The 14,335-nt window shown below is 68.0% G+C and carries 10 protein-coding genes, 2 tRNA genes and 1 pseudogene; 5 read left to right on the top strand and 8 right to left on the bottom strand.

Annotated elements, in window-relative coordinates:
• Positions 1 to 34: 34 nt before the first annotated feature.
• From PVK74_RS27305 to PVK74_RS27295, 3 genes and pseudogenes are all read right to left on the bottom strand, one after another.
• Positions 35 to 3,064: an NACHT domain-containing protein gene (locus PVK74_RS27305; protein WP_274477543.1), complete on the bottom strand. Its 3,030-nt coding sequence runs from the start codon at positions 3,062 to 3,064 to the stop codon at positions 35 to 37.
• Between the two features lie 436 nt (positions 3,065 to 3,500).
• Positions 3,501 to 3,989, bottom strand: a pseudogene (locus PVK74_RS31240) (hypothetical protein); the annotation flags it as partial.
• Between the two features lie 531 nt (positions 3,990 to 4,520).
• Positions 4,521 to 5,303, bottom strand: a complete 783-nt coding sequence (locus PVK74_RS27295) for a transposase family protein (protein ID WP_274477541.1) — start codon at positions 5,301 to 5,303, stop codon at positions 4,521 to 4,523.
• A 129-nt stretch (positions 5,304 to 5,432) separates the two neighbouring features.
• Here PVK74_RS27295 and PVK74_RS27290 point away from each other — a divergent pair, with 129 nt between their 5' ends.
• On the top strand, positions 5,433 to 6,218 hold the full coding sequence (locus PVK74_RS27290) for a hypothetical protein (protein ID WP_274477540.1): 786 nt from the start codon (positions 5,433 to 5,435) through the stop codon (positions 6,216 to 6,218).
• A 127-nt stretch (positions 6,219 to 6,345) separates the two neighbouring features.
• On the opposite strand, the gene PVK74_RS27285 is transcribed toward PVK74_RS27290, so the two are convergent.
• Positions 6,346 to 6,421 (bottom strand) — tRNA-Lys (locus PVK74_RS27285).
• Between the two features lie 187 nt (positions 6,422 to 6,608).
• Between PVK74_RS27285 and PVK74_RS27280 the strand changes: the two genes are divergently transcribed.
• The 3 genes from PVK74_RS27280 to PVK74_RS27270 all read left to right on the top strand — a co-directional run bounded on the left by PVK74_RS27280 (position 6,609) and on the right by PVK74_RS27270 (position 10,098).
• On the top strand, positions 6,609 to 7,886 hold the full coding sequence (locus tag PVK74_RS27280) for a L,D-transpeptidase (RefSeq protein WP_064446946.1): 1,278 nt from the start codon (positions 6,609 to 6,611) through the stop codon (positions 7,884 to 7,886).
• A gap of 161 nt (positions 7,887 to 8,047) precedes the next feature.
• Positions 8,048 to 9,361: a L,D-transpeptidase gene (locus PVK74_RS27275; RefSeq protein ID WP_113971879.1), complete on the top strand. Its 1,314-nt coding sequence runs from the start codon at positions 8,048 to 8,050 to the stop codon at positions 9,359 to 9,361.
• A 146-nt stretch (positions 9,362 to 9,507) separates the two neighbouring features.
• A complete protein-coding gene (locus tag PVK74_RS27270) occupies positions 9,508 to 10,098 on the top strand; it encodes a hypothetical protein (RefSeq protein ID WP_274477538.1) in 591 nt (196 codons plus the stop codon).
• Between the two features lie 280 nt (positions 10,099 to 10,378).
• Here PVK74_RS27270 and PVK74_RS27265 read toward each other — a convergent pair.
• Both PVK74_RS27265 and orn read right to left on the bottom strand, forming a co-directional pair.
• Positions 10,379 to 10,451: transfer RNA gene (locus PVK74_RS27265), tRNA-His, on the bottom strand.
• Between the two features lie 90 nt (positions 10,452 to 10,541).
• Positions 10,542 to 11,099 (bottom strand): oligoribonuclease, encoded by a 558-nt coding sequence (gene orn, locus PVK74_RS27260; protein WP_030501804.1) that lies wholly within the window; start codon positions 11,097 to 11,099, stop codon positions 10,542 to 10,544.
• A 107-nt stretch (positions 11,100 to 11,206) separates the two neighbouring features.
• Between orn and PVK74_RS27255 the strand changes: the two genes are divergently transcribed.
• Complete coding sequence (locus PVK74_RS27255) at positions 11,207 to 12,502, top strand: glycosyltransferase 87 family protein (protein WP_274477537.1); 1,296 nt, start codon at positions 11,207 to 11,209, stop codon at positions 12,500 to 12,502.
• A 100-nt stretch (positions 12,503 to 12,602) separates the two neighbouring features.
• Here PVK74_RS27255 and PVK74_RS27250 read toward each other — a convergent pair whose 3' ends face one another.
• Together PVK74_RS27250 and PVK74_RS27245 are read right to left on the bottom strand one after the other, a co-directional pair.
• Positions 12,603 to 13,454 (bottom strand): hypothetical protein, encoded by an 852-nt coding sequence (locus PVK74_RS27250; protein WP_187693861.1) that lies wholly within the window; start codon positions 13,452 to 13,454, stop codon positions 12,603 to 12,605.
• Positions 13,455 to 13,594: 140 nt separating this feature from the next.
• Positions 13,595 to 14,329 (bottom strand): YcnI family copper-binding membrane protein, encoded by a 735-nt coding sequence (locus tag PVK74_RS27245; protein ID WP_043326141.1) that lies wholly within the window; start codon positions 14,327 to 14,329, stop codon positions 13,595 to 13,597.
• Positions 14,330 to 14,335: the final 6 nt, after the last annotated feature.

Raw genomic sequence — 14,335 nt, 5'->3', positions numbered from 1 at the left:
TCATGAGCCAATTCGTCGACGATGCCTGCTCAGCTCAGGGCTTAGCGCGGACCTGACTCCAGAAAGCGGTGACGTTGTCATTGTCCGGGCCTTCTGCCCGGATCGTCGTGGGAGGCACCTTGAACCGGACCTTGGCCTTCGCTGGTCCGGCCGACGTGATCGGTACGAGATCCGCCAAGCCCGCGTTGACCAGCAAGCGGACGAAATCCCTCCATACGTCGAGGCCATGGCGATGTTGCCAGCCGGACTGTTCCTCGGCGCTGCGGTAGTCCGATTCGTAGACCACGATCGAGTCCGCCCGGCTGATGACACGGGACAGGAAGACGTCGACGTGGTTGGCGAACTGGCTGTCCGGACGGCTCTCAGCCACCCGTTGCAGCGGTACACCGAGCCGGACCAACTCGCGCGAGATATCCGCTGTCCCCTCGCAAAAAGACTGCGGGGTGATCAGAAGCGTGATCCGTTCCGGATCCAGTCCGGTCACATTTCCCAGCCGCATCAACATCCTCACCCGGAGGGTCTCGATGTCGCAGTCGTCGAAGTTGATACACGGTGTCAACGGCAGAATCAGTTCGTTGATGGCGCAATGGGCGAAGGTCAGCTGCCCGCATGTCACGTCCGAAAGATCCAGCACGTCGAACTCGACGTCGTGGATCCGCACCGAACCGAGGCGACGAAGCACCCGGGCCACCTCAGCCCAGAGAGAACCAAGGTTCTTGCGGAAAGTCTGCTGCCGCTCCGGCGACACGTGCCGGGTCTGGCCCATCTCGGTGATCATAAGTTCAGGGATAGTTTCGGCGCTGTACCGGACCACATGCGTGACAGTCGCGGCTCGCCATTCCACGCTGGCCAGAACGTCATGAAACTCGACATGTTTATCGTTGCGAATCATCTCCAAAATTGCATTCGCGAGGAACTGATCGTAGAAGAGTTCGTGTTGGAAGGTGAAGCGCTTCTCGGTGGATCTGCTGTTCCCGGCGAACGCGACACCGCACAGAACCGATAGACGATTCGTCAGGCCGCGGCGCACCTCCAGATCCTCGCTATTGATCGCCAGCGAGGCGGCAAACCGAAGTTCCTCGACGGACACCTCGCGCTCACGCTGGTCGGCCATCAGCTGGGCCAGATACTCGAACATTCGTTCCAACTCCATATTGGTCAGGAGTGGTTTGCTGCCTGGGGTAGTGAGCTTCGCGATCTCCCGGTTGATGTACTGATCGATGAGACGCTGCGGCAGGGGCCGGCCGGCAGCGGCCTCGACGTCTCGGCTGGCCGCACGCCTGCGTACATCCTCGAGGAAGACTCTGGCGAAGAAGGGTAGACCTAGCAGATCGCGGTCCTGTTCGCTCAGGACCGCGGTCTCCCGTTCCGGCACGCCATTAATTTGCAGAAAGCGCGCCGCCAGGGACTTGTCCCAGCGTTGGATCTCGGCCACCTGGTGTCGGACAGCGAGGCGCTGTGAACCGTCAGCCCGCTGAATGCTGGACCGGTACTGGTTCAGGTAGTAAGAGGAGCGCGCAGAAACGATGATCACTCCGCGGCCGCCGAGATCCTCGATCCAGGGCCTCAAGGATCCCAGCGCGTCGTCGTAACCGACGCCGCCGAGCAACTCGTCGAATCCGTCGACAAAGAGTGCCATGAGGCCATTGCGGCACAACGCCCGAACTGCGGCCTCGGTGAGGTTTCTGGTCGCTGTGACCGCCGCGTCCACCACCATCGGTAATGTAGCCAGAACATGCCCGGCCGACGACACGTAGAGGAAGAGCGGGCCCTCCGGGCTCTTGCCCTCCTCGATCTGACTGGCGCGGTCGAGTGCCGCTTTGAGGAGAACCCGGGTCTTGCCGATACCGGCCTCACCAGTAACGAAGTAGACTTGAGTGTGGGTTCCTCGTGACTCGACGCTGGTGTCGATCTGAGTGAGGAGCTGGTCGAAGGACTGCATGTCACTGCTCTCGGCCGCCGGTTGACCGGAGAGATCTCTTATCCGGATTCTCGACTCCACTGGGTTCGGCGGCATCGCAGCCCAGCCGAGCGCGGTCTGTTCCTCAGTAACCAACTGTTGGTAGAGTTCGACAAGCTGCTGCCGGATCCTGCGAGCAACCACGGTCAGGTTCGCCAACTGCCGGAGGAAGTGCGAGTACGGCTGCCACTGTGTACCATCTTTCCACTGCCGCGCCTCGTCTGGGCCCAACCGGAATCCGTCGATGCGATCCTCGGTTCCCTCACTGGTTGCGCGTTTCCAGAAAAACGCGACACCACCGGCTATTTCATCGTGGTAGGGATCGAAGTCCGGATCACGAAAACCGGCTAGGTCGGCACGCACGTCCGAAATGAAGGCGGCGAACGCGCGGTCGCCGTTCTTCGCCTCGATGGACTGGCCTATGGCATGCACCAGCTCCTCGTCGGCCAGATTGAACCGGACCGGCGCGTATTCGCCGGGCCGAATATAGACCGGCTGAAGTCCGGTGAACTGGGCGAGGAGACACCAGCTTCCGGCGTTGTCGGAGAGCACGAACGGCCACAGCGGAAGGCATCCGTCCGGCCAGGCGAGCGTCACTCCGAACATGCTGTCGCCAGTGCGCGTACCCTGCATCATCTCCGCGTCGGCCAGCATCGTGTGAACGGCCTCGGTGACCTCGGAGATAACTCGCTTGACATGTCTTGCCAGTGCCGAACGATCCGGCTCATGGGGGACGGGGCCCCCGTGACTTAGGTGGTTCCGCAGCTTCAGGAGGCTTGTCAGTCCGGAGTCGTTGGGCCAGCGGGAGTCGAGCGCGCCGAGGACTCGGCTCACGGCACTAGTGACAATGCGTACGGCCGGGGTGCTCGGCAGGTTCGGTGCGAGCGAGAGGAAGCGGCGCAGATAGCTTGTCCAGCTTCCGAAGCCTGGAGCACGGCCCAGGTTCACCGCCTCTCGGTCGTTCTGCCGCAGGCAACCGGCGACGCATAGGGTCAGAAACCGTAGCTCGAAATCGACCTGAGCGATGTTCTCGTAGAGGCTAGAGGGCTCCGGGGCTTCGCGAAACGTCTGCTCGGTCTTCCGATACTGGTCGATCGCCCGCACGCGACATCCCCTCCGATAGCCGTAACCTGACAAACGGTGAGGATACCCAGGAGTTCCTTGCCCGGCATCGGTTGAAGTTTCTGAAATTCGTCGCGGACAAACTGCACACGCCGACCGGCCACGTGAACAAGATCGCCAAACACGGCACGGCGGCCATCTACTGATCCCGGTCAAGGCCAAGCAGCCGACCTTGCACGCCCAGCTCAAGACCGTCCTGGCGCAGACCCCGGTAGGCCACCGATCCCGCGACCGTGGCCACGGCCGCCACGAGACCCCGCACCACCAAGGCAGTCTCCATGAACATCGCGGCGACATCCTGTTTCCGCACGCCCACCAAGCCGTCCGGATCACCCGCACCACCGCGGCAAGACCAGCCGCGCACCCTGGCGGTTCGGCTCGAGGAGGCGGTCGGCTGGTTGGCCTCCGCGATGGACGAACCGGCGCTTTGCTCGATCAGCTCAAGCTGCCGAGGGGCGACACTCGACGCCGCCAGAGCCTCGTCCAATCCCAGACGGAGTCTGACCAGGCCTCCGGCCTCACTGCTCCCCATACGGGCAGGCGATCGATCCGCTCCACCGGCCACGGTCTCGATGCTGACGTCGCGCGGCATAGTGCTGTCCTCGTTGCGGCCGAGCCCCATGACCGGACGCGGAATATTCAGACCCACGGCGATCCGTTCCAGCACCTCGTACGCCGTGACCTGCCGGACGCCCTTGGCGATTTCAGTAGCGCGGTGGGGCGAGAGGCCAACGAGAGCGGCGATCCTGCCGTAGGACATGCCCCGGGCGTGAAGGAAGCGGAAGACCGTAGTGATGTCACGTTGTCGCAGGAGCTCGAGGATCGGTCGGCCGTTCCACAGCCCCGAACTCCACCACTCGGGATCCACCTGCACGGCCACGATCACCTCCGATCGGACGACGACCACCTGACAGCACAGCGCATCCGCGCCGTCACATCAAGTCAATGGCGGCCGAGTCGACAGCCCATCCAGAGTCGGCGCTTGGGGTGGCATCCGAAAGACCCACGATGAGCTCTCAGGGTGTCCCCTCGTGGGATCAGCACAGGCTCCGGAGCACCACAACCTGTCCAGCCCGAGCCTTGGTCATCGGCCTGCGCAACCGAAGCAAGTGAATGCAAATGAGGGAAGAGTGGTCTATCAATAATCCGTCATAGCTCAGCCGAAGGAGCGGATCTATAGGCACCCAACAGGCAGAACACCCGCAGAAGGTCGAGGCCGAAAGGGTCGAGCCACCCCACCCCCTTCAGACACCCATTGGCACCCATAACTATCTTACGTAGGGTCATCAGCTAGTCGCTTTGAGTGCAACAGACCGGGTGGTGGCTTGCGGATGATGACCAACACCCACAGGGCTAACTGCGCAAACGCCCGACGGCCGGGCTGCGAGTGCTCCGGCTGCGGGGGCTCACAACACGGCTGGCAAGGATGGAGCCTTTTTCATCCTGCGTAGCGGGCGGCTTCGACGTGGTGCAAGACGAGGGTGGCCTGCACGATCGCGGTAGCGCGGCGCGGGCAGCAGCGAAGCTTGGCCAGGATCTTCCAGGTCTTGAGCGTGGCGATCGCGCGCTCACCGCGGGCGCGGATCTTCGCGTGCGCCTGGTTGACCGTCTTCTGCCGGCGTGACAGCTTCGGCCGGAAGCGGCGCCGCTTGAACGGGATGCGCAGGCTGCCGCGGGCGCCCTGGTAGCCCTTGTCCGCGAAGGTCATCACATCGGCGCTGGTCAAGGCTTCGATGATGCCGTGGGTGCGGGCGGCGGTCAGGTCATGCGTTGAACCGGGCAGCGCGGCCGATGCCCAGACGAGACGCCCGGCCGCATCCGCGATGACCTGCACGTTCACGCCGTGACGTTTGTGCTTGCCGGAGTAGTACGGCTTCTGGTCGGCGACCCGGTCGATCGGGGTCAGCGTGCCGTCCAGGATCGCGTAGGCCAGTTGTCGGATGCGCCGCATGGCGGTGTCCAGGTCCTCGGCGGCAGCGCTGAGCAGGGCGATTGCTTCTTGAACATAGCGCCAGGCGGTCGCGACGCCGATCTCGAAGCCGGCGGCGAGGCGGGTGTAGGTGTCGCCGTTGCGCAGGTGGGCCAGGGCGAGTAGTGCCTGGCGGCCCGGGTTCAGTCGCCTCCACCGGGATTTGCGCTGCTGGCGGTGGCCGCGGATTCGCTCGGCGAGGTGGTTCAGGGTCCGGTTGGACAACGGGATCGTGGCAGGGTAGGACAGCATGGCGAGGCTCCCGGTCGGGGCATCGGGTTTTGGTCGATTTGCTGTCCTACCTGGAGCCTCGCCCTCATCGATCAGCACCCCTTGCCGACCCGGGCTGACCTGCAAGATCAGGCTGGAAAAGGCTCATGGATGAGCCTGGCCGCCGACCAGCCAGAGAAACGCGACGACCGGCGGCGCGAACTCAAGGAAGAGGCAGAAGCAGACCAAGGATCCGGACGCCTGGGTTTTAACGCCCGCAACCGCCAGGTCTACTTCGACCTTGCACGCCTGGACATCGCCGACTACCTGTGGGCCGCCGACGATCGAGCCAAGATCAACGGTCGGTTGCCCCGCGATGTTGAACCATCATCGACGTCATCAGACCTTGGCCGGATAGACACCGTCGGCCGAGAGGTCATGGGGAACACGTGGCCCGAGATCTCAGCCGGCATAGACAGCCTCGTCCGGAACAAGGCTGACGCCAGGGAGGTCAAGAGATGCTTGGCCGATCACACGTGGTGCAGCCTGTTGGTGGCCCTGATCCAGTTGATCGAGAGGATCAACAAGGCCGTCGACCTGCTCTCGGATACCGCCAAGCAGTTCATCACCGGCGTGTTGTCGCAGCGGTTCGGTTCGGGGGTGCCCCGGCTGGTGACCGACGCCGTAATCCGCCTTGTCGTGGACAAGGTGTGGTCAGCCCTGGCGAGGCTGCTGGAGGCTCACTTTCCCCTCCTCGGAACAGACACCCTGCGCGTCCTGAGGATGCTGGCCATCTTCACCTGCCCCTCGGTCGAACACCACCCAGAGGTCTACAAGCACGCCGTCAGGCCGCTCATGGACGACGCGCACGAAATCATCACGGACGAGATCAAGACGCACGTAGTAACCCTCTTCACCGCGTGGTGGCGGCGGCGCGCTCCGGAAGCTCTCGCCTAACGCCCGGACACGTCTGGCCCTTCAACCCCGGGGAAGAACCAGCGGTACGCGCCACACGCACACGAGACCCGCGTAAGCGAAAAAGGCCCCGACCCGGTGCGTGACACCAGGTCGGGGCTTTGATCGTTGGTGCGCCGCCAGGGACTCGAACCCCGAACCCGCGGATTAAGAGTCCGCTGCTCTGCCAGTTGAGCTAGCGGCGCTCGCTGACAACGGGAAGAAGATTAGCACGCCCGCGGAGCCGGGTTCCAATCCGATACCGGGGTCCCCCCTTCGGACGAGCTTAACCGGCGAAAGCGACCAAAACGGTCAAAGACTTGAGCGCGGGGGCGGGTCAGATGGCGTCGATACGGCACGATGTCCGCCAGGCATGTGAGGACAGGGGTGGGCATGGGCAGGTTCTCGCGGGCCGGGGCGACGGTGGGCGCCCTGGTCCTCACGGCGTCGCTGGCACTGACCGGGTGCGGCGGCGGCGACGAGGGGAAGAAGCCGGCCTTCGAGCCCGGCCAGCAGCAGGTCGGCGGCGTCTCGGCCTCGGCGCCCGCCGACCCGAGCGCCGCCCCGACCGGCGGCGCCCCCGCGGCGGCGCTGACTGTCAGCCCGGCCGACGGCGCGGCGAGCCGGCCGGTCAGCACCGAGATCAGCGCCCGCATCCCGGGCGGCGGCACCGTGTCGAAGGTGGTGCTCGCCACCGCCGACGGCACCGCCGTCGCCGGACGGATGCGACGGGACGGGTCCAGCTGGGTGCCGTCGGCCGCGCTGAAGTACGGCACGAAGTACACCGCCACCGTCACCGGCGCCGGCAAGGACGGCCAGACGTACGAGGGCACCAGCACGTTCACCACGATGGCCAAGCCGAAGTCGATGATCGGCTCCGGGCTCTACCTGTTCAGCGACAAGACGTACGGCGTGGCCATGCCGGTGGTCGCCGAGTTCTCCCCGGGCATCCCGAAGAAGGACCGGGCCGCGGTGCAGAAGCGGATGTTCGTGCAGACGGACCCGCCGCAGCCCGGCGCCTGGCACTGGGTCGACAACGGCACCCAGGCGTACTACCGCGCCCCGGAGTACTGGAAGACCGGCACCACGATCACCGTCCGGCTGGCGCTGGCCGGGATCCCGCTGAGCAACGGCCGCTACGGCAACATCGACCGGAGCGCCACCGCGAAGATCGGCCGCGCGTTCGAGATGACCGTCGACAACGCGACGAAGCGGATGACGGTCTCCGAGAACGGCACGGTGATCCGTACGCTGCCGGTGAGCCTGGGCAAGAAGAGCACCCCCTCCTCCAGCGGCACGATGGTGGTGATGGAGAAGAAGGAGTCCACCGTCTTCGACACCCGCAGCGAGCCGGACCCGGCCAACCGGTACGTCACCGAGATCGACTTCGCCCAGCGGATCACCTGGGGCGGCGAGTACATCCACGCCGCGCCCTGGTCCGAGGGCGTGCAGGGGCGCCGGAACGTCTCGCACGGCTGCGTCAACGTGTCGATGGCCGACGGGCGGTGGCTGTTCGGCAAGACGCTCGTCGGTGATCCGATCACGGTGAAGGGCACCGAGCGGCGCCTCGCGCCGGGTAACGGCTGGACTGCCTGGAGCTTGAGCTGGTCGGAGTTCGTCGCCGGCAGCGCGCTGCCGGTGCCGGAGGGCGGGCAGCCCGCCCCGTTCTGACCGGCGTACCGTGGTCGGACACGCCACCTCCGACGAAGCGCCGGGCGGCCGTGGAATCGTTACATCCCGGCGGGGTGTTCCGGTTCACGCCCGGCAACGCGTAAGCGCTCCGGCGCGTCTGACCTGAGACGACGCCGAACGGCATCACTTGTGAGGGAATCATGCGAGCTGGCCAGGACGAACCGATCAGGGGCGGGAGCGCCCCGCGCGTCGGCCGCCGCCGCGCGCTGGCGGCCGGGGTGCTCGCCGCCGCGTTGGCCCTGACCTCCGCCTGCACCGGCGGCGGTGGCGGCAAGCCGTCGAGCTGGCAGGGCGGCGGCGACGGTGGCGAGAAGGCCCCGAAGGCCGCCGCCACGATCAGCGAGCCCGCCGCCGACGCCAAGGACGTGCCCGCCTCCACCGCCATCGTCTTCACCACGACCGAGGCGCAGGAGACGACAGTCGAGGTGAAGGACTCCGCCGGCAAGGCCGTCGACGGCGCGGTCGCCGCGGACGGCAAGAGCTGGCTGCCGGCCGGCGCCCTGGAGTACGGGCAGACGTACACCGCGACCGTGACGGCGACCGGCGACGACGGCAAGCCCGCGACCGCCACCAGCACGTTCACCACCATGGCGAAGCCGGCCAAGCAGGTCCGGGTCACCAGCTTCCTCGGCGACAACCAGGTCGTCGGCGTGGCCATGCCGCTGATCGTGAAGTTCGGCCGGGCCATCCCGGAGGACTACCGCGACGACGTGCAGCGCCGGATGATCGTCACCGCCAAGCCGGCCCAGGAGGGCATCTGGCACTGGGTGAGCCCGACCGAGGTGCGCTACCGGCCCAAGACGTTCTGGAAGCCGAACAGCACCGTCAGCTACAAGGTGCAGGCGGGCGGGCTGCCGCTCGGCGGCGGCTGGTACGGCCGGTCCGACCTCACCGTCGACGTCAAGATCGGTCCGTCGTTCGTGATGACGGTCGACAACCGCACCAAGCGGATGACAGTCACCCGCGACGGCAAGGTGGTCAAGACCATCCCGGTGAGCCTCGGCAAGAAGAGCACCCCCTCCTCCAGCGGCACGATGGTGGTGATGGAGAAGCTCCGGCACACGGTCTTCGACACCATGGAGGAGCTGGGCCCGGAGGAGGGCTACCGCACCGAGATCGACTACGCCCAGCGGCTCACCTGGGGCGGCGAGTTCATCCACGCCGCGCCCTGGTCCGAGGGCGTGCAGGGCCGGTCGAACGTGTCGCACGGCTGCGTCAACGTCTCGATGAAGGAAGGCAACTGGCTGTTCGCCAACACCCGCATCGGTGACCCGATCACGGTGAAGGGCACCGAGCGCAAGCTCCAGAACGGCAACGGCTGGACCGACTGGAACATGAGCTGGGAGGAGTACGTCAAGGGCAGCGCCCTGCCGTACGAGCCGCCGGCCGCCGACACCCCGGACCCCGACACCACGCCGGACGCCGGTACGCCGAGCGTCGAGCCGACCCCCTGAACCCCGCTCACGACGAAGCCCCCTCCGGAAGGAGGGGGCTTCGTCGTGAGGAGACACACAGGCCATGTCTTGTCGGGACCGCGCTCGTTCCCCTCATGGCCGGGCGCGCCATGGACCTTCCGTCAGCCGGTCGTTGAGGTGGTCAGATGAGCAGCGCGGCCTGGCTCGACGAGTCGATGCGTCAGCGGCCCGACCGCAGCGGCATCTACGTGCTCGCAGCGGCGGTGATACAGACCGGCGAGGTCGAGATGGTCAGGTTCGACGCTGCCAGGCTGGCTCCAACGCCCCGGGCCCGCGTTCACTACCGGGACGCGACCGACGGCGAACGGCGCAAGATGGTCCAGGCCGTAGCGTCCATGACTGCAGCGGTCCATGTGGTGGTCATGGGAACCGGCATGGACAGCTCCCGGCAGGAACGCGCCCGGCGGCTGTGCATGGAGCAGATGTTGTGGCAACTCGACCGGGCAGGCGTGGAACACGCGAGCATCGAGACCCGCACGGCGTCGCTCAACGCCATGGACACCGCTGCCATTGCTCAGTTCAAGCGGCGGCGGATCATCTCAGGACGGATCAAGATTGACTTCGTGCGGCCGTACGGACCGCAGAGTGATCCGCTGCTGTGGCTGCCGGACATCGTTGCCGGCGCGGTCAGCAGCGCACACGGCTCAGCTCATGGGCAACAGCTGCTCGCTCCGCTGACGCCCACACTGAGGATGTCCGAGATCGAGCTGCACTGACTGGAACATGCGCGGGGCCGAGGTCCCGGTCTGCCCCGGGAGTCCTCGGCCCGACTTCCGACCACATCCGCGGACTGATCGGCTCTATGTACCACCCCAGTGTAGGCGTGCTTCTTCGGACAGGAAGCACATCGCGTCGATTTCCAGCCGGAGTTCGAACGCCTTCCGCAGGGGAGACGCGCACTGGCGGGGCCACGACTCCCCTGCGGTGCCCCTGAAACGACTCACGCCCCCTCGGAGGAGGGGGCGTGATCAGGCAGTGGAGCAGATCCACTATCGGGGTGACTGATGGGAATTGAACCCACGACAACCGGGACCACAACCCGGTGCTCTGCCAACTGAGCTACAGCCACCATGCTCGCCGCTTGCGGTTGCCCGGGCGGTGCGCGGACTAATAATAGCCACACTCCGGCCGACCCCGTCCACCGGGTTCGGCGCGGGCGTCAGAGCTGGGCGGCGATCGCCTTCGCGGCCTCGACGTCCGGGCCCGGCAGCGGCACGAACACGGTCCGCCGGTAGTACTCCAGCTCGCGGATGCTCTCCCGGATGTCGGCGAGCGCCCGGTGGGCCAGGCCCTTCTGCGGCTGCCCGAAGTACACCCGCGGGTACCAGCGCCGGCACAGCTCCTTGATCGACGACACGTCGATCATCCGGTAGTGCAGGTGGGCGTCGAGCCGGGTCATGTCGCGGGCCAGGAAGCCCCGGTCGGTGGCGATCGAGTTGCCGCACAGCGGCGCGGTACGTGGGTCCTTCACGTAGCTGGTCACGTAGTCGAGCACCATGTCCTCGGCCTCGGCCAGGGTGACCGTGGAGCGGCGCACCTCCTCGGTGAGCCCGGACTTGGCGTGCATGCTGCGCACGATCTCCGGCATGCCGTCGAGCACCTCGTCGTCGGCGTGGATCACCACGTCGACGCCGTCACCGAGCACGTTGAGATCGGGATCGGTGACCAGCGCCGCGACCTCGATCAGCGCGTCCCGCCGCAGGTCCAGCCCGGTCATCTCACAGTCGATCCAGACGAGAAGATCAGCCACCGGAACAGACTACGCGCCGCCGACCCGCCCGCGCCTCGGCACGGTGGCCGACGTGGACCGCTAGGGTTTCCTGCGTGCCAGCCGAACCCGCCGCCCCACCCGCCGTCGCCCGCGGCGACGTGGGCGCGCGTACGGTCCGGCGGGTCGTAGCGGTGCTGGCGCTGGTCGCGATCCTGCCGGCGCTCTACCTGCCCAACCTGCGCCACGACTACTACGACCAGAAGATCTACATGTCGGCGATGGACTGGTGGGCGGCCGGGCATCCGCTCTACGACTACGTCCAGCCGGACCGGGTGCAGGGCGCGCTCTACTTCACCTATCCGCCGTTCGCGGCGCTGCTGCTGCTGCCGTTCGGCTATCTGCGGCTCGGCGTCGCGGTCGCCACGTTCGTGGTGCTGACCGTGGCCGCCGTGGTGGTGACGACCCGCTGGCTGGTGCTGCCGGTGCTGCGGCGGCACGACCTGCCGCGCGGGTTCGGGCTGACGGTCGCCGTGCTGCTGGTGCTGGCGGTGGAGAGCACCCGGGAGACGCTCACGCTCGGGCAGATCAACATGCTGCTGGTGGTGCTGATCCTGGCCGACCTGCTGTTCGCCGTACCCCAGGGGCGACGCTGGGCCGGCGTGGGCGTGGGACTGGCCGCGGCGCTCAAGCTCTTCCCCGGCATCTTCGTCCTCTACCTGCTGGTCGCCCGCAAGTGGCGGGCGGCGGCGGTGGCGGCGGCGACCGCGGCGGCGGCCACGTTGCTGGCGGCGGCGGTCGCGCCCGGTGACTCGTGGCGGTTCTGGACCCACGAGCTGTGGGCCACCGACCGGGTGGGCCGCACCGACTACACCGGCAACCAGTCGCTGTTCGGGCTGCTCAGCCGCCTGTCCGCGTCGGCCGAGGCGGACCGGCTGCTGTGGCTGCTGCTCGCGCTGGCGGTGGCCGCGTTCGGCCTGTGGCGCGCGGCGCGGGCGGCGCGCGCCGGGGACGCGCTGGTGGGGCTCACAGTGACCGGCCTGGTGGGCGGCCTGGTCAGCCCGATCACCTGGATCCACCACCTCTACTGGTTCATCCCCGCCGTGGTGGTGCTCGTCGACGCGGCGCTGGATGCCGATCCGGCGACGCCGGCCGGGGCGCGCCGCCGGGGCGGGCTGTTCGCGCTGGCCGCCGTGGTCGGCCTGCCGATCGTGTACGGCCTGGTGACGTTCCAGGACTGGGGCACCGCCATCGTGCACACGGACGACCCGGTCGACTTCGTCGTGCGCAACGTGTACGTGCTGCTCAGCCTGCTGTTGCTGGTGGCGCTCCCGATCCGCCACCACCGGGACGAACCTCGGATAACACGGACTGAACGGACACACCTCGCAACAAACGGCGATCAGCGCTAATCTGGTCTCAACTACCTCAGATTTCTCCCAGGTAGCACCGATCCCCCGGTGAGGACGGCCCTCCGCGTCGGCAGCGCGGAGGGCCGTTCGGTTCTTCCGGTCAGTCCTGGTCGTCCGGGCACCGGCCGGGCGGCGGGGCGATCGCCGCGCGGGTCCGCCCGTGGGCGCCCGAGCCCACCGCCACCAGATGCCGTTCGGGCCGCGACGCCGGACCCGGCTGCCGGCCCAGCCCGCTCAGCGAGGTGACGCCGAGGCGCCCGGCCAGCACCGGCACCTGGTCCGGCTCGACCACGAAGACCACCTCACGCGGCCGCAGCGGCCGCAGCAGCACCACCACGGCGAGGACCACCAGCAGCGTCCCGCCGGTCAGCAGCGCCCACGCCAGCCCGGGGAACCAGCCGGCCCGCAGCTCGCCCCGCATCCGCAGGTCGAGCCCGTCGGCGCCGTCCACGCGCATCACGACCAGGCTCAACGACCGGCCACCCAGCTCGGCCGGGCTCCACTCCAGGGAGCCGATGCCCTCGCGTACCCAGAAGGGCTGGGCCAGCGGCACGGCGACGCCGTCGCCGGCGGTGGCCGGGTCGAGATCGACCGGAAGCGGGCCCCGGGTGACGGCGACGCGGCGCACGGTGCTGTGCGGGACGTCGGCCAGCCACCGCCGCACCTCGTCGGCCGGGGCGAGGCCGAGGAAGACCGGGCCGTGGTCGTCCCGCGCGGTGAGGTGCAGCCGGGCCTGCCCGGTGCGCGCCACCGGCAGGTCGGTGCGCAGCAGCGCGTCCACGTCGGTCACCAGCACCGCGCGGGCGGGCGTGCGGACCGGCTCGAACCGGGCGCCGAAACCGCCGTCCGGGTCGGCATGCCCGGCCGCGAGCCAGAGGCCGGCGCCGGCCAGCAGGGCCGGAACCCCCAGCGCCAGCAGCACCATGCCGGCGATCGTGCGTGCGAAACGCATTCGCGTCGTCCCTCTCGGTAGCCAACTACCCGGCCGACCTTACCGACGCGGGTCGGCCGATCGCCGGATATCGGCGGCACCCGGCCGGGACGGCGACCGGCCCGGCGGATCGTTCCGCCGGGCCGGTGCGTCGCTCGCGTTCAGGACTTCGCCGCGGGCTCCCGCCGGGTACGCGCGAACGCCAGACCGCCGAGGACCAGGCCGGCCAGTCCGGCGACCAGACCGGCCACCCCGAGGGCGGTCGCCGCGCCGGAGCCGGCGTCGTCGTCATCGTCGTCGGCCGCCGCGGCGGCCGGCGCGCTCGCGCCCGGCGAGGCGGGCGCGTTCTCGGCGGCGGCCAGCTTGAGCACCGGCGCCGGGTTCTCCGGCTCCTCCGCGCCCGGCGTCGGCTCCTCGATCCACCGGGAGACGTTGCCGTCGGAGTACGTCTGGAGCACCTTGAACACCATCGTGTCGACCTGCGGCAGCGGGCCCATCGACACCGGGAACTCCTGGAACTCGCCCGGCTTCACGCCGCCGTTCGGCGCCGCGGTGAAGGTGAGCTTCGACACCGCCTCGGTGAGCTGGCTGCCGTGCACCTCGATCGGCGGGTCGACCTTGCGCTTCTCCACCGCCACCGTCCAGCCCGGCACCGGCATCGTGGACACCGAACCGACGGGTGCGTTCTCCGGCAGGTTCACCTCGACCTTGACCGTCGACGCCGTGTCGCTCTCGTTCGGCACCCGGAAGGCGAACCGGCCGTAGCCGCCCTGCTTGCCCTCGGCCGGGTTGATCGTGACGTGCGCCGAGGCCGGCCCGGCCAGGCCGAGCACGGTCGTGGCGACGGCGGTCAGGGTCAGCGCGGCGACGGTCGCGGAGCGCCGGAGACGGATCATCAGTGG

It is taken from the genome of Micromonospora chalcea (genome assembly GCF_028768405.1).
GTDB lineage: Bacteria > Actinomycetota > Actinomycetes > Mycobacteriales > Micromonosporaceae > Micromonospora > Micromonospora chalcea.
The sequence above is the reverse complement of the archived record's forward strand: the minus strand, read 5'-3'. Positions and strand labels throughout refer to the sequence as shown.